Source organism: Pseudomonadota bacterium, from assembly GCA_039033415.1.
Classification (GTDB): Bacteria; Pseudomonadota; Gammaproteobacteria; order Xanthomonadales; family SZUA-38; genus JANQOZ01.
The window spans coordinates 26,141-44,947 of record JBCCCR010000010.1; the positions used below are offsets into that span (position 1 = coordinate 26,141).

The 18,807-nt window shown below is 60.8% G+C and carries 17 protein-coding genes; 8 read left to right on the forward strand and 9 right to left on the reverse strand.

The features are described from left to right. Positions 1 to 47 precede the first annotated feature (47 nt). Positions 48 to 428, forward strand: coding sequence for a VOC family protein (locus AAF358_09830; GenBank protein ID MEM7705839.1), 381 nt, complete (start codon positions 48 to 50; stop codon positions 426 to 428). A 30-nt stretch (positions 429 to 458) separates the two neighbouring features. Here AAF358_09830 and AAF358_09835 read toward each other — a convergent pair whose 3' ends face one another. Further along, positions 459 to 902, reverse strand: coding sequence for a DUF1203 domain-containing protein (locus AAF358_09835; GenBank protein ID MEM7705840.1), 444 nt, complete (start codon positions 900 to 902; stop codon positions 459 to 461). 134 nt (positions 903 to 1,036) lie between these two features. Further along, the gene (locus AAF358_09840) at positions 1,037 to 1,309 is read right to left on the reverse strand and encodes a hypothetical protein (GenBank protein ID MEM7705841.1); all 273 of its coding nucleotides are present in this window, start codon (positions 1,307 to 1,309) and stop codon (positions 1,037 to 1,039) included. Positions 1,310 to 1,456: 147 nt separating this feature from the next. Here AAF358_09840 and AAF358_09845 point away from each other — a divergent pair, with 147 nt between their 5' ends. Next, positions 1,457 to 4,606: an ExeM/NucH family extracellular endonuclease gene (locus AAF358_09845; GenBank protein ID MEM7705842.1), complete on the forward strand. Its 3,150-nt coding sequence runs from the start codon at positions 1,457 to 1,459 to the stop codon at positions 4,604 to 4,606. 93 nt (positions 4,607 to 4,699) lie between these two features. On the opposite strand, the gene AAF358_09850 is transcribed toward AAF358_09845, so the two are convergent. The 3 genes from AAF358_09850 to AAF358_09860 form a co-directional block, all read right to left on the reverse strand. Further along, positions 4,700 to 5,569: a hypothetical protein gene (locus tag AAF358_09850; protein ID MEM7705843.1), complete on the reverse strand. Its 870-nt coding sequence runs from the start codon at positions 5,567 to 5,569 to the stop codon at positions 4,700 to 4,702. 156 nt (positions 5,570 to 5,725) lie between these two features. Beyond that, positions 5,726 to 6,457: a YkgJ family cysteine cluster protein gene (locus AAF358_09855; protein ID MEM7705844.1), complete on the reverse strand. Its 732-nt coding sequence runs from the start codon at positions 6,455 to 6,457 to the stop codon at positions 5,726 to 5,728. Positions 6,458 to 6,488: 31 nt separating this feature from the next. After that, positions 6,489 to 6,875: a hypothetical protein gene (locus AAF358_09860; protein ID MEM7705845.1), complete on the reverse strand. Its 387-nt coding sequence runs from the start codon at positions 6,873 to 6,875 to the stop codon at positions 6,489 to 6,491. A gap of 112 nt (positions 6,876 to 6,987) precedes the next feature. Between AAF358_09860 and AAF358_09865 the strand changes: the two genes are divergently transcribed. Both AAF358_09865 and AAF358_09870 read left to right on the forward strand, forming a co-directional pair. Continuing rightward, positions 6,988 to 8,853, forward strand: coding sequence for an ATP-binding protein (locus AAF358_09865; protein ID MEM7705846.1), 1,866 nt, complete (start codon positions 6,988 to 6,990; stop codon positions 8,851 to 8,853). Positions 8,854 to 8,908: 55 nt separating this feature from the next. Next, the gene (locus AAF358_09870; GenBank protein MEM7705847.1) at positions 8,909 to 11,074 is read left to right on the forward strand and encodes a diguanylate cyclase; all 2,166 of its coding nucleotides are present in this window, start codon (positions 8,909 to 8,911) and stop codon (positions 11,072 to 11,074) included. Between the two features lie 10 nt (positions 11,075 to 11,084). On the opposite strand, the gene AAF358_09875 is transcribed toward AAF358_09870, so the two are convergent. Continuing rightward, positions 11,085 to 12,272 (reverse strand): alanine racemase, encoded by a 1,188-nt coding sequence (locus tag AAF358_09875; GenBank protein ID MEM7705848.1) that lies wholly within the window; start codon positions 12,270 to 12,272, stop codon positions 11,085 to 11,087. A 101-nt stretch (positions 12,273 to 12,373) separates the two neighbouring features. Next, complete coding sequence (locus tag AAF358_09880) at positions 12,374 to 12,721, reverse strand: ArsC/Spx/MgsR family protein (GenBank protein ID MEM7705849.1); 348 nt, start codon at positions 12,719 to 12,721, stop codon at positions 12,374 to 12,376. A 164-nt stretch (positions 12,722 to 12,885) separates the two neighbouring features. Between AAF358_09880 and AAF358_09885 the strand changes: the two genes are divergently transcribed. The 3 genes from AAF358_09885 (at position 12,886) to AAF358_09895 (ending at position 15,186) form a co-directional block, all read left to right on the forward strand. After that, entirely contained in the window at positions 12,886 to 13,791 is a 906-nt protein-coding gene (locus AAF358_09885) for a homocysteine S-methyltransferase family protein (GenBank protein MEM7705850.1), read from the forward strand. 124 nt (positions 13,792 to 13,915) lie between these two features. Further along, a complete protein-coding gene (locus tag AAF358_09890) occupies positions 13,916 to 14,335 on the forward strand; it encodes a hypothetical protein (GenBank protein ID MEM7705851.1) in 420 nt (139 codons plus the stop codon). Positions 14,336 to 14,364: 29 nt separating this feature from the next. After that, the gene (locus tag AAF358_09895) at positions 14,365 to 15,186 is read left to right on the forward strand and encodes a sterol desaturase family protein (protein ID MEM7705852.1); all 822 of its coding nucleotides are present in this window, start codon (positions 14,365 to 14,367) and stop codon (positions 15,184 to 15,186) included. A 29-nt stretch (positions 15,187 to 15,215) separates the two neighbouring features. On the opposite strand, the gene AAF358_09900 is transcribed toward AAF358_09895, so the two are convergent. After that, complete coding sequence (locus AAF358_09900; GenBank protein MEM7705853.1) at positions 15,216 to 16,871, reverse strand: hypothetical protein; 1,656 nt, start codon at positions 16,869 to 16,871, stop codon at positions 15,216 to 15,218. A gap of 227 nt (positions 16,872 to 17,098) precedes the next feature. Here AAF358_09900 and AAF358_09905 point away from each other — a divergent pair, with 227 nt between their 5' ends. Then, the gene (locus AAF358_09905) at positions 17,099 to 17,914 is read left to right on the forward strand and encodes an SDR family oxidoreductase (protein ID MEM7705854.1); all 816 of its coding nucleotides are present in this window, start codon (positions 17,099 to 17,101) and stop codon (positions 17,912 to 17,914) included. Positions 17,915 to 17,931: 17 nt separating this feature from the next. On the opposite strand, the gene AAF358_09910 is transcribed toward AAF358_09905, so the two are convergent. Continuing rightward, complete coding sequence (locus AAF358_09910; GenBank protein ID MEM7705855.1) at positions 17,932 to 18,780, reverse strand: family 16 glycosylhydrolase; 849 nt, start codon at positions 18,778 to 18,780, stop codon at positions 17,932 to 17,934. Between the last annotated feature and the right edge of the window lie 27 nt (positions 18,781 to 18,807).

The window sequence follows — 18,807 nt, forward strand, 5'->3', positions numbered from 1 at the left end:
GCGCCGAAAATGGCTTAGGCTGGCTAAAAACAAACAGGATCTACGACATGAAGATTCAAGCCAGCGCCCCCCATTTTTTTGTTAAGGACATACACACGTCGGTGCGTTTCTACGTTGATGTCCTGGGTTTTGACGAACCACGCTTGTGGGGTGAGCCGCCAAGTTTTGCCATGCCGTCCCGCAATGGATTCACCGTGATGCTGAAAGAGGCAAAACCCGAAAACGTTCAGCCGAACGGCACCATCGATTGCTGGGACGCCTATTTCTGGTGCGACGACATCGACGAGTTCTGGGAGACCATCAAAGAAAGCGTCAATGCTGTTCATGGCCCCGAGGACCGGCCTTATTACGGCATGCGGGAAATCGCCATTCGGGATCCCGACGGATATATGCTCGTTTTTGCCCACGATCTCGAAGACCAGGACTAAGCCGATTCCGACAAGCGTCGGTTCGACTGCCTACGAAGCTCTACGGATCTCTGCTGAAAAGCAGCCGTGGGCCGCGTTGTGGGCATGCAGGTACGACACACCCGGGCGCTCGAGCGCGTCGACGATTTTCTGCTCCAGGCCCTCCTTCAAACAAAGGTCGGCCCCGCAAAGCGCCCCGTCGGAGCCAAACAGCCGCAGGGCGATCGGTCGCCCCTGCATCACCAGCGGTAACTCATCGACAAACGTCGCCACTTGGTTCGCGTTTTCCCTTACGTAAATGGCGAAGCTCGATCGATACGGGCTGTTAACCCGATGGCTGACATAGTTAAGCAGCAGCACGGGCTCCCCCACCTCCGCATCCTCCAGCGTGACGCGGCAAGGGAATCCGGGGTTGCAGGTCGCCGTCTGGCGCACAACACCTTTGGCCTCAAGCTGGGCGTCGGTGAGATCGACTAGATGCTGAAAACGGGACACGGGTATTCCAGAAATCACGAACGACATGGCGACAGGCCTCGGTAGCTGATGGTGGGGTCAGCTTAGGTTCGCGACCGGGGTAGATCACCCCGTTTTTTGCGCTTCTCGCGAGGTCTCAGATCGCCGACAGGACACTAGCCACCTTCTCGGCGGCGCTGTTCCTGCGTGAGCTTGCTGATATTCATAACGTTCAGGGCCAGTACCACGTTGATCCCCACCAGCGGAACCAGCCCCAGCACGTGGCGGTCCGCGTCGAAGCTACCGTTCACAAAGAGATACGCGTAGTACGCCAGATACAGCCCCTCGATGATCATCAGCACCACCAGGAGGCCAGTGAGCGCTTTCTTTTTTTCGGCAAGCTCCGTGTCTGAGAAACGCTGCAGCTTCACGTCCGCACCTGATGCCATGGTTTTTGTCCGCGCCTAAAACGCCTAGACTACGGCATTTCGCGCTGAGCGTCCGCGACCGGTCTTCCCGGGAAAGATCTTGGTGCGAAAAAATACTGAAACATGTCGCCGCTAGGGTGGCTGCCTCAATCTAAGGAACGCTCACCGATGCCGAAGTATGCCTGCTGTTTTCTGCTATTTGTCTCTGTTTCCGTACAGGCGGCGATCGTCTCGCAGGAAAGTTTTGAAACTGACGGGGAAGGAACCCGGTACACCTCAAGCAACACTTGCAACGATGGGTCCGCCGACTTCTTTACCCGCACCGACGGCAGCGACATCGGCTCTTTCTACGAGGTCACGGGTCAGGACGGCAGCTTCTATTGGGCGGCTCAAGACACGAATGGTGATGCAATCTGCGGGCCCAGCGAAAGCCTGACGCTCAGCGCCATAGACGTCACCGGGTTGACGAATCTCTCCCTGGAAATTCTTGTCGCGGAAGATCAATCGAGCGATGGCAATGAGGATTGGGACGGTGATTCAGCCCTTATCGTCGAATACGCCTACGACGGCGCGACGTTTGTCCCGTTCGTGTGCTTCGCCGACTCCTCGGGCACCAACACCGAACCGCTGCTGGACAGCGACTGCGACGGCACCGGCGATGGTGCGGCCCTGTCGCCCACCTTCCAAAATTTCAGCGGCGCCATCCCGGACGATCCGTCCGATAGCCTGACTATCCGCCTGCGCGCCGTCGCGCTGGAAGCCGGCGACGAGGATGTGGCTTTCGACAACATCATTGTCAACGGCGATGCCGTGATCGATACCCCACCCCAGGTGATGTCTACGGTACCGGAGGACCTGGCGCCAGGCGTTCAAGTGACCGCCACCCTCACCCTATCGTTTGATGAGATTGTTGCTGCGACGGCCGCGGCGGTGACGCTCGACTGCGGCGGCGGTGCGCTGACCTTTTCCGGCCTGCCCGCAACCGCCGACACTATTGTTCTGACGCCGGACGCTGATCTGCCCGCCGGCAGCAGCTGTGATGTAACCCTCGTGGCTGACGAAATCACGGACCAGGACGGAACGGCAGATACACTGGACGGTAACAGTAACGGTACGGCCGACGGCTCACCGGCCGACGATTTTGTTTTTAGCTTCAACACCCTGACGGATCCACCGCCCCAGGTTGCCACCACCGATCCGTTGGCAGACGCAACCGGGGTGGCCACGAACACCACAATTACGCTCGATTTCAACGAGAACGTCTCCCTGACTCAAAACGCCGTCGCGCTAGACTGCGGCACAGCCATCTCGCTCACCGGGCTTCCGGCAACCGACGTCGCAGATATCCAGCTCACCTCAGCCAGCAGTCTTCCAGCACTGACGCAGTGTACGGTCAACGTGCTGGCCAGCGGGGTTACCGACGTGGACGGCGGTGACGACCCGCTCGACGGCAACGCGGACGGCACGGGCGGCGACGATTTTTCCTTTAGCTTCACCACCACCGAGGGCGTCTGCGGTGACGGCGCGACTCTGATCAGCGCAATTCAAGGGAACATGGGAACCCCCAATCTTTTGAACGAAACCGTGGTGGTCGAAGGGATTGTAGTGGGCGACTACCAAGACGACACCGGGAACGCGGCCACCGACACCAGCCTGCTCGACGGTTTTTTTATTCAGGAAGAAGACGGTGACGCGGACGGTGATGCGGCAACCTCTGAAGGAATCTTTATCTTTGAAGGGGGCCCCACGGCCACCGACGTCTCCCCCGGAGACCGCGTCCGCGTGATAGGCACCGTCTCGGATAGTTTCGCTCAGACTCAGCTCTCGGCACCGACCATCACGATCTGCGACGGCGGCAACTCGGTGAGCCCCGCGCAGGTTCTGCTGCCCCGACAAAGTGCGGTCGAATACGAGGCCGTAGAGGGCATGCTGGTGCAGTTCAGCCAGGAGCTGACCGTCAGCGAGATATTCAATGCGGTACGCTTCGGTGAGCTGACGGTCTCCGACGGACGGCTGATCGCGCCGACCCAGGCGACCATGCCGGGCGTGGACGCCAACAATCAGCTTGCGCTCAACGAACTCAACCAGCTGCTGCTGGATGACGGCCGTGACGGCTCGAACAATGAACCCCTCGCCTATGGGTTCACGGCGGACAACCCGCAGCGCGCCGGAGACACCTTCACCGACGTCCGCGGCGTGATGGGTTTTGCGTTCGGCGCTTTCCGACTTCGGCCCGTCGACAGCGAGTTTTTTGTTGCCGACGGTACCAACGCCCGGACCGCCCAGCCCGACGACGTGGGGGGCAGCCTGAAGGCCGCGGCCTTCAACGTTCTCAACTACTTCACGACGATCGACACGGGCGGCGCAGCGTGCGGGCCAGGCCTGGTGGGCTGTCGTGGGGCCGACTCGACGTCCGAGTTTACGCGCCAGGAAGCCAAGATCGTCTCGGCCCTGCTGGCGCTCGACGCTCAGCTTGTAGGGTTGGTGGAGCTGGAGAACAACGCGAGCCAGTCGCTGGCTGATCTGGTAGACGCGCTCAACACCGCTGCGGGTGAGCCGGGGCGGTACGCGTTTGTTGACACCGGTCTGATTGGCGCGGACGTCATCAAGGTCGGTCTGATCTACCAGCCGGCGGCGGTCACGCCAACCGGCAGCTTTGCGGTTTTGGATGCCACGGTGGATCCGCTCTTCGATTCGTTCCTCAACCGTCCAGCGCTGGCGCAGACGTTCACTGCCAACGGTGAGTCTTTCACGGTTGTGGTCAATCACCTCAAATCGAAGAGCTGCTCGAATGCCACGGGAGACAACCTCGGACAGGGAGATGGCCAGGGGTGTTTCAACGCGGCCAGAACCGACGCAGCGTCAGCGCTGGCAACCTGGCTTGCGACCGATCCCACCGGCAGCGGCGACCCGGATGTCCTGATCCTGGGCGACCTGAACGCCTATGCGATGGAAGACCCCATCACGGCACTCCGCGACGGCGGGTTCATCGATCTGATCGCCCGAGACCTGGGTAGCAACGCCTATTCGTTCCGCTTCAATCGACAGGCCGGCTACCTGGATTACGCATTGGCCTCGGGGACGCTAGCGCTGCAGGTCACCGGTGTGACCGCGTGGCCGATCAATGCCGATGAGAGTCGGCTGCTGGACTACAACGAAGAGTCGGTAAGCGGCTTGGTGAAGCCGGCGAGCTTTTTCTCCGATTCCGCGTTCCGCTCTTCAGACCATGACCCGATTGTCGTCGGCCTGGAGCTCGCCCCGTTGCCAGACGAAATCTTCAGCAACAGCTTCGAGGAAAGCGCGCCGATTATGCGCTGACCGAACTTAAGCAGCACATTCCCGAACAGTTAGGCCCTGCCCGGCTTAGCTGACATCAGTATTGAGCGGCCGCCCTCGGGTGGCCGCTCTTAGCTACTCAAAGCCAGCAAAAAAGATGAGCCCCGCCGGCGCGGCACCCAACGATATGTTGGAGATTGTATCGGCAGGGCCCACGGGCCCGATGTCGACCGGCCCGGTGGAGTCGAGACCAGGCGCCAGGAAATCCAGGACGATGCTGGGCGCGTTAACGGTTGCAAACCGCCACAGACCGGTATCCGGGTCCCCGAAAGTGATGTCGTTGACCTGAGTAAAGACCGCAGCGCCCGGCACGGCTTGCCCGTTGCGAATATCTCTCACCGTTCCCGATAATTTGGCCACCAGCGCCGGCGCCCGCTCTCGATCGTTCACCTCAAACTCAAAGTCGTAAGGCTGTTTTTCCACGCCGGCCTGCTCGGCGGCCCGCAAAAAACCCGGACAGCCGCGGACCCGATAGAACGCCAGGAAGTCCGCTTCGCCCAGGTTGACCACCGACTCTCCAACGGGTGATTCGAAACACGACTGGAGAATGCTCGGAACAATCGTGAAGTTGAGCAGCGAGTCGCGGCTCAGGGTCGCCACTTCTACCCGAAGATTGTTTTGCGAAAATGTGGAGGTCGGGATGATGCGAATCTGCCCCGCCAGCGGCCGAAACAGGTATTGGTCGATGTAGAAAACGAACCAATCGATATCTAGCGGCGTGGCCAAATCACGCCCTTGGATCAGCCAGCGCTCGATCTCGGGCAGCTCGAGGTTGATATCGATATCCGGCGGGAAAACAAAGTCGGGTGAAGCGCCGTTGATCAGCGCGCCGGCCAGCGGCACCAAATCATCGGGCTCGAACGGATCATCAAAGATCTGCGCTTCGACAGGAACAGTGAGCAGCACAGCGAAAGCCAGCCCACTCAGATATTTCAGATAACGCACGGTTTAGGCTTTTTGCCTCCGATGATGCTGTACCTGAGTCTAGCCCATTGCGAGACAACGGCTTGGACCCGTATAGGAATAGCGGGTTTGAGCTGCCGGAATTCCACCTGCCGAAGCTGAGTCACCGCCTCGACCGATGACAAGAAGAGTCGTTTTTCAGGGATCGAAACGGTCGTCTAACACCACTTCGCAGGCGGGAATCAGCGAGCCGTCTCCCGGAATGAATTTTTCGGTGCGGTGGATGACACCAAACTCAATGTACTGTGTCTTGGGCGGCTTGCCCTGGAAGCCATAGTGCTGCTTGCAGAGATTTCGCTCGAAGGCGAAAGCAGAGCGGCAAGGCACGGCGCGGTCTTCGTAGATCACACAGGCCTGAGACGCACGACCGAGAAACGGACAGGGCAGGCCCGCGGTTCTGGCGGCGTCACCCAGCTGCACCATCTTCTGCTGATTCTTCCAATCCTGGCTGCCTTGATAACCGGCCCGCCGCAGCGTTTTCTTCTGCGCCTTGGCCTGCTGCTCGATCTCACGACGTGCGGGGCGACGGAGCTTTTTCATTGCTCGGCGCATGGTCAGCGCTTCACCTACCTTCACCAGAAGCAGCTGATGACAGCAAAAGCCGCACCCTTTTCGGCATTCAATCGCGCCGTTGATCGGCGCCGTTGCGGCATCGTTGACGGTCTCCACCGCGTCCAAGACACGCTTGGTTCGCTCGATGGTTTCCTCGGCACCCTGTGCCGGAAGCAGTGCCTCCAGCTCCGGCGCCAGGCGAACGGCAACCTTATCCGCCCTCCCCTGTGCCTCCTGGGTGCGAGCCTGGTAGCCCTTGAGACGATCGACGATAGCCGGATCGATGGGCGGAGGATTCTGCTTGGTTGTTTGTGACATCAGCGGAGACGGTTGTGAGGTGAGATTAGGGCTAATCCTTATCGACGAACGCCGCCCAAAGCACCAGCGCCAGACCGCCATAGAAGACGATCATCGCCGGCAGCAGGTGCTGAAGCTGCCAGATCGCGAACGATGCTCCGATCATAGATCCCGGGCCCAGCAGGAGGGCCAACGACAAATGGTCGGACGCCGCTCGCCCGAGGCGCCACCAGCTCAAGCCCATTGCTCCCAGAGCGGTCGCCGCTTTGATCGTCGCCATAAACGTCATCAGCGCTAAGAGGTCCGGGTCGACCACCGGCTTGCGGTCCGGAAAAGCGAGCGCAACTACCACCAGCGAGAGGACCGCGCCGCTGACCAGCAGCGCTCGAGCGGCGGGGACGCTGTTTCGGATCGACTTTTCGGTTAACGCTGTTTGCATGGCTTCAGTATCCAACGCCGGCCGCGAATCGTCTACCCAGGAGGCTCGAGGGTGAAGGGTACCCCCGTCGTTCACCCCTTCAGTATATATATGCGCGGCCGATCTATCACTGATGGAGCAGATTTCGACAGCAGCGTCAGAGGCCAGCGTGTCCCAGGGGGATACCAAAGACGGGGCAGAACCCGTGAAGCGCCTGAGCAGTCGTCGCTACAGCGTACTGGAGGCCGGCGCACATTTTGTCGCTTCGGGCCTTGTGATCTTGCTGTTTGCGCTTGTCGGCGCCAACGTTTCGCTCTGGACCGGACCTGCGTTCGCGGCCGTTGGCGTTGCGTACTACGCCCTGGCGTATGCAACCTTGTCCCATCCATGGCTTAGAGGCTTGAGCAACGCCGAGACGCAGGTTCCCTTCAACATTGCGTTGGCCGCGCTGGTGATCTTCCTTCAGCCAGAGCTCACCTTCTATCTGGGCATGACCTTTTTCTTCATCTTTTCGTTTGGTGCCGTTGTGATGTCATGGCGTCAGACGGTGCTGAACGCGTCGATGGCGGGATCGGCATTTGGTCTGATCGTTGCGACTCACGGGCTAACCATGCCACCGACAGATACGCCGGCCCAGGTGACCGTCGTCGTGATTGCGGCCCTGTTTATTTTGGTCTGCAACGCGCGTGTCGGACTTCATTCCAATGCCATCCAGCGCAAGCTCTACCGATCCAGGAGCGAATTGGCAGACGCCGTGGAACGCCTTTCCGCACAGGAACGGGTGCTGCTGGACCACCGGGAGGCGCTTGAACGGGAAGTTGATCGACGAACGCAGGAGCTGAAGGCCGCGAAGGAAACCGCCGAGGCCGCCAACGACGCCAAGAGCCGCTTTCTGGCCAACATGTCCCACGAGATTCGGACACCGCTGAACGGGGTGTTAGGCATGAGTGAATTGTTAGGCCAGACGTCGCTGGCCCAGAAACAGAAAAAGATGGTGGCGACCATCCGGGAGAGCGGGCAATCGCTGCTCGCCATCGTTAACGACGTGCTCGATTTGTCCAAGGTGCAGGCCGGCCAGCTGCGGGTGGAATCAGAACCGGTGGATCTCGGCTATCTGGCCAAAAGCACGCTGCATGCTTTTGAGGGACAGGCGCAGCAACGCAACGTTCAGCTCAGGCTGGAGATCGCCGGCGCGCTGCCGCCCTTCGTCAAAATCGACGGCACAAGGCTGCGGCAAATTCTGTCGAACCTCATCAGCAACGCGGTGAAGTTCACCCAAAACGGCAGCGTGACCCTCAAGATCACGCCGTCTGAGGAGACCGACGTTTGGTTGATCCAGGTGGTCGACACGGGTATCGGAATCCCTGGGGAACATCTCCAAACAATCTTCGAGTCTTTTCGGCAGGTGGAAGATGGAGCCAATCGGCGTTTTGGTGGCACCGGACTCGGTCTGGCAATCTGCCGCGAGATGGCGCTGCTGCTCGGCGGTGAGATAACCGTCCAGAGTGACTACGGGATAGGCAGCACGTTCTGCCTGAGACTTCGGTTGCCGGAATCCTCGCCGGCAACCGGGCTAGTAAAGTCGGCTGACCACGAGATCAGCGTGCCTGAAGCGGTTGTGCTGATCATCGAGGACAACCCGGTCAACGCCGTGGTAGCCACCGAGATGGTATCGGGCTTTGGCTGCCAGGCGTTTTGCGCCGAAAGCGCTGAGGATGGCTTAAAGCTCCTCCAGGCCGAGTCGATCGATTTGGTTTTGATGGACTGTCAAATGCCGGGGATGGATGGTTTCGAGGCAACGGAGCAGGTGAGAAAGCTCGGCCTGACCATCCCAGTGATCGGGTTAACCGGTAACGCCATGCCCGAAGACCGTGAGCGGTGCCTTGCCGCCGGCATGGACGACCACCAGGCGAAGCCCTATACACGGCAGCAGCTGGCCGCGGTGATGCGCCGCCATCTGGTGAGGGAGTCCGCGCCGCTTGTCAGTGAGGCCTTGTAGCGAGGCGGGCCATTCGTGTTATGGTGATCTTATCGCGTCAAAGGAGCTGATGCTGATGGGGGATTTCACAAGGAACGTTTTCTTAAGCCTGCTGCTGGTTTCTGCGCCGGCCCTCGCGCTTGGTCAAGTCAACGACCCTTCGTTTGAACAAGTGGAGCTGTTGCTGGATTCGGACGCGCGGCGCGCCCTGAGCCTGAGCCTTCAGCTTCGGGATACAGCCCAAAAGACCGGATTACCTGGCCCCTTAGTGGATGTGCTCGGGCTTGTGATGCGGGCGCAAAACGCTGTCGGCAACCACGTTGAGGCGCTGAACACAGGCCAGGAGGCGCTGCAGGTGGCGCGTTCCGCCGGCGACCCCGGCCGACAGAGCGACATCCATCGCCGCATGGCCGGCATCTACGTCGACCGAAATGACTACCGCAACGCCGAGCGGCATCTAGAGCCTGCATTGACCCTTGCAACCAGCGCTGAAGATCTCCTGCGCAGGGCGCACGGGCTGGCGCTGCTCGGCCGGGTCCGCCGCTATCAGGTTCGCTACCAGGATGCCCTGGAGCTCATGGATGCCGCCATGGCGATCTATCAGCGACTGGAAAACATGGATGGTGTCGCCGGCCAGATTTCCAACCGGGGCGTTGTGCTGGAGCTGATGGGCCAGTTTGAACCGGCGCTGGAGGCGCATATGCAGGCATTGGAGCTGGCGCAGCTAACCAATGATCTGAGCGCTTCGGCGACGGCGCTATATAACCTGGGCGAGATTCACCGGGAGCTCGGTGACCATGAGCTTTCGCTGAGCTATCTACAGGATGCGCTGGCCCTGGATCAGCAGGTCGGCAACCTGACCGACATCGCCTACAGCCACAATATGCTTGGGCAGGCGTTGCTCGAGGCGGGCGATATCGACAGTGCTCGCCAGCAAGCGCAGAAGGCAGTGAAGCTCTTTGATCAGCTCGACGCGCCGCGAGATCGGGCGTGGGCCAAAACGATTCTTGCCAAGGTGGAACTCACCGCGGGAAACTTGCCGGAAGCTCGAGTGCTGCTCGATCAGGCGCTGGCAACCGCCATCGAGCGCGAGTCCTGGAGCCTGCTGCCAAAGATCCGCATGCGGCGGGTCACGCTGGAAATCGCTGACGGGAACTTCGCAGAAGCGGAGGCACAAGCCCTTCTTGGAATCGAAATGACCCGGGGCAACGGAGAAAGCGACCGGGAAGAGGAGCTCACCGGACTGCTCGCTGAGGCCCGGGAAGCGGCCGGAGATCTGCCCGGCGCCCTGGCGGCCATCAAGCGGCAGCGGCAGCTCAAGAGCGAGATTCTGCGTAGCGACCGCCAGCAAAACCTGGCGGCGATGCAATCGCAGGCGGAGTTTTTGCGGCGGGGCCAGCGGATCGAGCTGCTGGAGGCGAATCAGACCTTACAGCAAGAGCGAATGGCCCGAGAGGTGCTGCTTCGCAAGGTTTGGGTTGCAGGCGTTTTCATCCTATTGGTGGTGCTCGCGCTCAGCTACGCGCGCGTCAGCCAGCTACGGTCCAACAGACGCCTGAGCCGCGAGGTTGCCAACCGCACCCAGGAGCTGGAATCGGCTTACGCAGCCGTCGAGGAAGCCAGCCTGACCGACGCGCTTACGGGGCTGCGCAATCGGCGGTTTCTTGAGCAGCTTGCTCCCCACTCCCACGCGGGATCGGCAGGACTGGTTGTCATGCTGCTGGATCTAGACCATTTCAAAAACATCAACGACTCCCAGGGCCATGAGGCGGGAGACGGCGTGCTCGTGCAGGTTGCCGAGCGGCTTCGAGACGAGCTTGGGTCGACCGACACCATCGTGCGCTGGGGCGGCGAAGAGTTTCTTGTGGCCTGCAGCGTCGAAGCGAGTGGTGATGGCGCCCTGCGGGCGGAGAAGTTGCGCCAGAAGATCGCCAGCAACCTGTTCCTCATAGAGGGTGGTGGGGCACTGCGCGTGACCTGTTCAGCGGGTTTTGTCGAACTCCCGCTTACGGGCGACGAAACCGCAGATCTGCGGTGGATCGACCTGCTCAATTTGGCCGACAGCTGCCTTTATGCCGCCAAGGCCAGCGGCCGTAACGCCTGGGTGGGGATGCGGGCAAGCGCTCTGGCGGAAGCAACGCTGCGCACCGAGCTTCGTCGGCCCGTTACAGAACTCGCTGAGTCCGCGCACTGGGAGCTCGAGTCGTCTTTAGGCTCTCGCGCAAAGCTGCGCTGGGGCTAGCGGGCCGTCGTCAGCCTACGCCCCAGCCGCCGCAGCGCGGCCAGCGCGCCTCAACGGTATCACCCTGGCGCCCGAGCACCAGATAGGCGTCGTAGGCGGCGGCCGTCATGCAGGCGTGGTTGGGAAGGATTCTCAGCTGAGAACCGATTGGCCAGGCAGCAAAGTCGAGCGTGCTGCCATCGGCGCTGGTCACCAGACCGTGCTCCTGGTTGACCGTCTCCACAAGCAGCCGGCCACAAACCGTTCCGTCCAGGCCGCACACCAGGCCGAACCCCCGGTCGATCTCCTGAGCCCCGGTGCCTCGATCTTTTGATAACGCCAGCGCGCCTGCATCAACCAGCAAACGATTGAAACGCGGCTTGTGACCGATCACGGTGGCCAGGACCGACAGCGCGATATCCTCAGGCTCGCAGAGGCCGAGCCCCGCCTGATAGAGATCCATAAACGGATAGACGCCCGCCCGGATCTCCGTTGCGGGGGCCAGCGACGGCGCGTTGAGCGCCGTTGGCGTGGAGCCAACGCTGATCATGTCGCAGCTGATGTTCGCTTGCGCCAGCTGCTCCGCGCTGACCAACACCGCGTCGCGTTCCTGCACGGCCATCGCCTGCAAGGCGGCCTTGCCTCGACAGTCGTAGGAGCCTCCAGCGTGGGTCATCACGCCGGCAAAGTGCGTGAACTCGCACCCATGCAGAATCCGTGCGGCCTCCAGTAACTCTGCCGAACCCGGGTCGAAGCCGCCGCGGTGGCCGTCCGCATCGATTTCCGCCAGCACGCTCAGCGGCACGCGCTGCGCCATCGACCAATCTCGGACGGCGGTGGCCGCCTCGGGGCTATCGAGGATAATTTTGAGATCGATACCCTGCCGGCGCAGGTCAGCCACCTCCGGCAGCTTGGCGGGCGCGATACCAACCGCGTAAAGGATGTCGGTGTAGCCGGCGGTGCCAAAGTAGCGCGCCTCGGCGAGCGTCGACACCGTAATCCCGCCCGGGTGACTCGCCGTCATCAGCTTGGCAAGCTCGATACTTTTGACGGTTTTGACGTGCGGGCGCAGCGGCGCGCCGGCCTTGGCCGCCGACGCGTTCATCTTCCGCACGTTCTTCTCTACCAAAGAGACATCGATCAGCGCACAGGGCGTCACCAGATCGGCGAGCCGTCGAGGCTCAAAACGCGAGAGGACGCTAGCCGAACTTGCGGCCATAGCGCTCAGCCTCAAAACCGTCAGAATTCATGCGGCCTATCTTAGGAGGTCACGGCAAAGCCGGGAAGAGAGAACCGTCGTCAGGTTGCGGAGGCACTCCGCTAGACAATCTCCAGCAAACGGTCGTTAGGTCGGCCCACCACGGCCCGCTTGCCGTTGATGCCGATCGGGCGCTGAATCAGTTTGGGGTTTTCGGCCATGGCGGCAAATACCTCGTCGTCGCTGGCCGTCTCCGCCAGCCCGACGCGCTCCGCATCCTTCGCGCGCAGAAACTCCCGGGGGCTCACCTCGCCCATCTTGGCCGCAATGTCTCGCAGCTCTTCCTCGCTCAGCCGCTCAGTCTTGTTCGCATATTTGCGAACCTCCGGCTCCACACCGTTTTCCTGGAGCAGAGCCAGCCCCTTTTTTGATGAGCCGCAGCCCGGATTATGAATCAGAATGTAAGCCATGGTCTTAAGTCACGTGTTGAAAAAATGGGAACGTGCCAGCCGGCATGTCAACGACGCGCGAACACGCGGTCGACACTCGCTTAAACTGCGGCGATGACACTGCAGTATCGTACCGGATCTTACCCTTTCACTGCCCGACTCAGCCGGCTCGGAGGCTTATGGCCATGCTGAGCAGTCCTGAAATCACGCTGCTGGACGGCGCAGTCGGCACCGAACTGCGGGCCCGTGGCGTCCAGGTGCGCGACTATCAGTCGTCACTCTGGTCAGCGCTTGCTTGCGTCGAGGCACCGGAAGCCGTCACCCAGCTTCACCTCGACTATATCCACGCGGGCGCCGACGTGGTCACACTGAATAACTACGCGATAACGCCGGTGCTCCTCGCGCGGGAGGGCCGGGTAGACGATCTCGAGCCCTTAATCCGCGCAACCGCCCGCTGCGCCGCGGAGGCGCGCGACCGCGCTGATCGGAACGTCCAGCTCGCAGGTTCGTTACCGCCGCTGAATACGTCTTACGCGGCCGATCTGGTCGACAGCTTTTCGAACAACCTGGCAACCTATCGCCGGCTTGTGGCGATCCTCAACCCCCTGGTTGACTGCTATCTCTGTGAGACCCTATCAACCGCCGAGGAGGCCAGGGCCGCCGCGACTGCGGCGGAAGAGTCCGGAAAACCGTTTATGGTGAGCTGGACGATCGAACGAACCGGCCGAGGGCTTCGCGGCGGCGATAGCTTCGCGGCCGCAGTCGATGCGCTGAAGGGGCTGACGCCGCAGGCGCTGCTCGTGAACTGTTCGAGCACCAGCGCCATCACGGCAGCGCTCCCACGCCTCCGCCAGCTCAGTGACCTGCCGATCGGCGGCTACGCCAATCCCATTCGGGACGAGCCGGCCGGTGGCGAGCCGCTGCGGGTTATCCGAAATCCGCTCACGCCTGATCAATACGCCCATATCGCTCGGGACTGGTTCAGCGCGGGAGCCACAATCGTTGGCGGGTGCTGCGATACCAGCCCCGCCTATACCGCTGCGCTAGCGCGGATGGCGCGGGACGCCAAACGCCGGACTGCTCCGAAATGAAGGTCCTGGTCGAGCGACCATGGCCACAGCCGATTCGCCGGTCCTGACACTTCTTGTCAAAAAGCGGGCACACCTTTACAGGCCGCTTTGTATCCTGGGGGCCAACCTTAAGGAGTCAGCCTTTATGAAGTTCACCAATACGGTTTTTATGGCCCTGCTGCTGCAGGCCTTTGTCGGCGTCACTGCGCAGGCCGCAGAGGACCCAGCCGAAGCGTTCCGCGAGTCGTATGCTCAGACTCAGGAGCGACTGCAGCTTACCGACGAGCAAAAGCAGCAGGTTGAGCCAATTCTGCGGGCTAGATTCGACGCCTCACGGAGCGTGATGGAGAAATACGGCATGAGCCCGGATGGCGCAGGTCAAGGAAAGCCGAGCCGTCGGGAGATGCGGTCCATGGCCAAAGAGCTTAAGCCGATTCGAGAAAAGGCCGACCAGGAGCTGGCCGAGATACTGACCGATGAGCAGCTCGACGAGTACCGCGAGATTCAGGAGGAAAGCCGCACTCAGATGCGCGAGCGCATGAAATCGCGCCGCGGCGGTCGCTAGCGTCAGTAAGGACCTAAGGAGGCGGTCAAATGGATGTTGAGAGGATTCTCGTCGCGGTCTTTCTGGTGCTGGTTATCTGCGAGCTGCTTTGGTCGAAGAGGCTTGGTCGAAAGGTCTACAGCGCTGGCGACACGCTCGCGAACTTCTCGGTGGCGGTGGTCGGGGCGTTGTTAAAGCCCCTGGCGTTGGCCTGGACCTATACATTCCTAACGTTCGTCGAGCCCTATCAGCTGTTCCGGCTGGAAGCGTCCGCCCTCAATATTGTCGGCACGTTCATCCTCGTGGAGTTTGCGTATTACTGGTATCACCGCATGCTCCACGAGGTGCCGGCGATGTGGACGTTACACCACACCCACCACTCCAGCCCCTGGTTTAACTTCACCACGGCGGTGCGTCTGAACTGGATCAGCAAGTTTGTAAGCCCCCTTTATTTTATGCCGTTGACACTGCTGGGCTTTTCCCCGTTATGGATTGCACTTTCGCTGGGCCTCGGACTGCTTTATCAGCTGTTTCTTCACACCGAGTCGTTGCCAAAACTGGGCTGGTTTGAGGGCAAGCTGCTTAACACGCCGTCAGCCCACCGCGTGCATCATGGCAGCAATTCGGCCTACATCGATAAGAATTACGGTGGCGCACTCATTATCTGGGACCGTCTCTTCGGAACCTACCAGCCTGAAACGGAGCCAGTGCGCTATGGGGTGACCACCGGATTTATGGGACACAACCCCTTGGCGATCCAGCTGCAACCGCTGTTTCGCCTGCTCCGCGGGGAGCTGCGCCGAGAGCGCCAGCTCGCTGAGCAGCGGGAGCCGGCGACGGTAAACACGCGAGATGCGGGCGAACCTGCCTGAATTGGAGCGGCTGCGGCTTGGAATGAGGGTCAGAAGGTGCTTCTGGCCCGAAACAGCACCTGCACCGAATCGATAGACGAGTCACCGTCCAGCGGGAACGAGAAGTCGATATGCACAATCCGCCGGCTCGCTCTGACTGGCGCGATGCGCAGCCCGAAGCCAACGTCTCGCAGCCAACCCTGGTTTTCTTCGCCGATCGGATTTTCGCCCCAGGCCCGACCGACATCGGCAAAAACGGCCCCCCCTAGCCGGAACAGGCGGAACGGGTATTTGTTGGTAAACCAGCGCTGTTCAACCGACAGCACAGCTTTGGAGTCTCCGCCCTGATAGCGAAGCGGATAGCCCCGCAGACCGGTTCGGCCACCCAGCTCGATCGGATCATCGAGGTCGAGGTTGTCACCGGCGGTGCCGGAGACCTCAACAAAAAACGTGCGCCGATCGGACTGACGCCGATAGTAACGTGCGTCGAAGCGAAGTCGGGCGTTGCGCAGGTCCCCGTCTTCCAGACGGGCCTGGCCGTTAAAACCCAGCAGCAGCGCTTTGGAGTTAAGCGACCCAAAGCCGACGCTGCCCTGGGCGGAAGCCACCCAGGCATTGCGGTCTGCGCCGAGCGTTGTGCTTGAGTATCCCAGGGTTGCGGCGAGCCGCGCGCCGAGCAGCACGTCTTCAGTTCGGCCCATGACGTTGACGTTTTCTGCCTTTTCGAAGTTGTCCTCGAGGATCTCCAGACCGATAAACGGATAACGTAGGTTCCGATCGGTGGGAATTACGGTGACGCGACCCGGGTCAGGCTCCAGGGGGGCCGAGAAGCGGTTGTCATCGTGGATGTAGCCGGCCGTCCAGCGGCGTACCCATCCGCTTTTGAGACCCATGGACCAGCCGCCATAGATTCGGTGGAAGTCGCGCTCGTGACGAAATTCAGCGTTCTCGTCCCCCAGACTGTAAAGCGGCGTGACACGGTCATCGGTGGTGAATCGAAGGCCAGCCGACCAGCGAGCGTCGAGCGCCGGAAACGGTCGCTCGAGTGAAATCAGGGCCGAGTCGCCGTCCGAGTTGTCCGCCGCTCTCACCAGCAGCCCCCACCAGCCGTGATTGAGCGTCCGGTCCTCAAACTCCAGCTGAGTTGAATCGCGATCCACATTGCTCAGATACCGGGCGCGCAGGAACTGCCCATTGCCAAGCAGGTTGACCTCTTCGGCGCCTAGACTCACCCGGTTTTCGCCTCCGCTTCGCGAAAACGACGCCTTGGGTGTCAGCGACCAGACGTCTTCGGTTACAACCTCGATATCGACCATGCCGCCTTCGAAGGCAATGGGCCTAACCGTTGCGTCGATAAAAAACTCGTTGCGGCGCAGGATGCGCTCGGTCTCTTCCAGAAGTCTTGCGTCGAACCGATCGCCAGGCTGAAACAGCAGTTGCCCCCGGATGACCTCTTCGCGCGTCACCACATGCAGCCGATTGGCCAGACGATACAGGCGCCGATCTTCTTTTGGATCGCCAAGGTTGAACACATTCTGCCGGTCCAGCACCACGTCACGAATGACGGCACCGGCAGCCTCAATGGCTTCGGGGTCCAGCACGGAGGGTTTGGCGATCGCTTGAGGAGACGCGATCGTCAGGCCGAGCAAAAGCGCTGACACCAGCCGAAGGACAACTGACAGGCTGAACTGTGCTTTTACTGCCACAAGCGCAAGCTACAACGTAACACGTGAAATGAAGGTTAACCGACCAAAGCTGACCGGCACCTGAACCGCCGCGCCCGGTGCTTTTAGTCCTCTTCGTCGCGGTCAAGTTTCAATCACCTGACCTGGGTGCTGACCCATCGAAGGGTCTCATGCGGTGAACGCTGCTCAGTAAATGTTAAGGTATTCTGCGGACTGCTAGAGTCTCAGTTTTTAACGGGTGGTCGGTTATGACGAGCAGATTTTTGCGAATCGTTTTGCTGGTTCTTTTTGTGGGCCCGGCCTTCGGTTCGCCCACGGTGCTGGTAACCGGCTCCAACCGGGGTATTGGTCTGGAGTTTGTCAGGCAATACGCTGAGCAGGGGGCAACGGTGCTCGCAACCTGTCGAACGCCAGCGTCCGCCGGCGAACTCAATGACCTGGCCAAAGCGCACAGCAATATTCAAATTCTGCAGCTCGACGTCACCAGCGCGGAGCAGATGGCGGCGCTTAAGCAATCGCTCGATGGCCAGCCGATCGATATCCTGATTAACAATGCGGCGCTGGTGGAGTTCAGCCCGCGGCAGGAATTCGGCCAGCTGGACTATGAGTTTGTCAGCGCGATGATCAACGTGAACGCCCTGGGGCCGCTGAGAGTGGCGGAGGCGCTGGTGGAAAACGTCGCCGCGAGTGAGCAGAAAAAGCTCATCAACATCACCAGCAGCGCCGGCTCGATCGGTCGAACCCGGCCAGGCTTTCTCGGCTATCGGGCCAGCAAGGCAACGCTCAACAGCATCATGTACAACCTGTCGCTGCAGCTCGCCCAGCGCGACGTTCTGGTGGGGCTGATCAATCCGGGGAACGTGGATACGCGGGGAATTCTGGATATGACCCCGGAGACCGCCCCGCCCGAGTTTCAGATGGCGGTAAAAATGGTTGCCGAGGGCAAGCTGAAGCCCCAGCGCACGCCGGATGCGGTGAAAAACCTGATCGGCATCATCGACGGGATGTCGATGCAAGACTCCGGCCGCTTTATCGACTACACCGGCGAAACGCTGCCCTGGTAGGCAGCTGACTTGAGGGCCTAGGGCTCTCCGACCCAGCGTTCATGTTTGACCCAGTCAACCTCCATTTCCCATCGCCTGACGGCCATGGCTGAGATATTGATCTTGGCAAAATTGAGTACCGCAAACATCGGTTCGGGGAGGTTGGCCGCCTCGCCGGCCAGCCGGTAAACCTCTTTACCATCCAAGCGAAACACCAGGTCCTCGCCTAACCATTCCACTGAGTACTCGTGGAACTCATTCAGGTCCGCGCTTTGGACCAGCATCTTTGACTGCCAGTCTCCACCCCCGCAATACCCGAGGCTCTTGATCGCTCGCGCCGCGTAGTGGTCAGGACCGCCATCCGAATGATGTTCGAAGATATCGATTTCCCCGGAGCCTCTCACCGGCCAGCAAACCGTTTCATCGGGTTCATCGACGGGCGGCTCGTTGTTTAGCGCGCCGAGGAGCCACCACGCCGGAAACATGCCCGGCTGGCCGCTGCCCTTGACCCGAAGGCGGGCCGTCCAACGCCCGCGGGCAAATTCAACTCGGTTCTTTGAGGCGATTCGACCGGCCACGTATCGGCTGGGCGGATGCTGAGTACCCCGTTTGTTCCAGTTGAAGCAGGTCCTCGGCTCTCCCAAATCCACGACGCGCAGAATCATCATCCCGTTGCTAACTTCGCGTGTGCCGAACTGCCCTTCGCGAACATAGCACTGGTCTTCGTCATTCACCCACAGCAGCTGGTCCTGCCAATGCTCGTGATTGAACGTTTCGAACTCATCCAAGAAATCGACTTCCCAGGCGGCAGCGGCAGGTTGCGCGGACGCAAAACCCAGTGGGAGCACGAGCAGCAAAAAAAGTGTGGCCAGCTTTGAGCGGATCATAGTTTTGCCTTGACTGATATCGGGTAC

Bases quoted from the DNA above. Each gene is read 5' to 3' on its own strand.
- AAF358_09830 (MEM7705839.1), top strand. From the start codon at position 48: ATGAAGATTCAAGCCAGCGCCCCCCATTTTTTTGTTAAGGACATACAC.
- AAF358_09840 (MEM7705841.1), bottom strand. From the start codon at position 1,309: ATGGCATCAGGTGCGGACGTGAAGCTGCAGCGTTTCTCAGACACGGAG.
- AAF358_09845 (MEM7705842.1), top strand. From the start codon at position 1,457: ATGCCGAAGTATGCCTGCTGTTTTCTGCTATTTGTCTCTGTTTCCGTA.
- AAF358_09855 (MEM7705844.1), bottom strand. From the start codon at position 6,457: ATGTCACAAACAACCAAGCAGAATCCTCCGCCCATCGATCCGGCTATC.
- AAF358_09860 (MEM7705845.1), bottom strand. From the start codon at position 6,875: ATGCAAACAGCGTTAACCGAAAAGTCGATCCGAAACAGCGTCCCCGCC.
- AAF358_09865 (MEM7705846.1), top strand. From the start codon at position 6,988: ATGGAGCAGATTTCGACAGCAGCGTCAGAGGCCAGCGTGTCCCAGGGG.
- AAF358_09870 (MEM7705847.1), top strand. From the start codon at position 8,909: ATGGGGGATTTCACAAGGAACGTTTTCTTAAGCCTGCTGCTGGTTTCT.
- AAF358_09875 (MEM7705848.1), bottom strand. From the start codon at position 12,272: ATGGCCGCAAGTTCGGCTAGCGTCCTCTCGCGTTTTGAGCCTCGACGG.
- AAF358_09880 (MEM7705849.1), bottom strand. From the start codon at position 12,721: ATGGCTTACATTCTGATTCATAATCCGGGCTGCGGCTCATCAAAAAAG.
- AAF358_09885 (MEM7705850.1), top strand. From the start codon at position 12,886: ATGCTGAGCAGTCCTGAAATCACGCTGCTGGACGGCGCAGTCGGCACC.
- AAF358_09890 (MEM7705851.1), top strand. From the start codon at position 13,916: ATGAAGTTCACCAATACGGTTTTTATGGCCCTGCTGCTGCAGGCCTTT.
- AAF358_09895 (MEM7705852.1), top strand. From the start codon at position 14,365: ATGGATGTTGAGAGGATTCTCGTCGCGGTCTTTCTGGTGCTGGTTATC.
- AAF358_09905 (MEM7705854.1), top strand. From the start codon at position 17,099: ATGACGAGCAGATTTTTGCGAATCGTTTTGCTGGTTCTTTTTGTGGGC.
- AAF358_09910 (MEM7705855.1), bottom strand. From the start codon at position 18,780: ATGATCCGCTCAAAGCTGGCCACACTTTTTTTGCTGCTCGTGCTCCCA.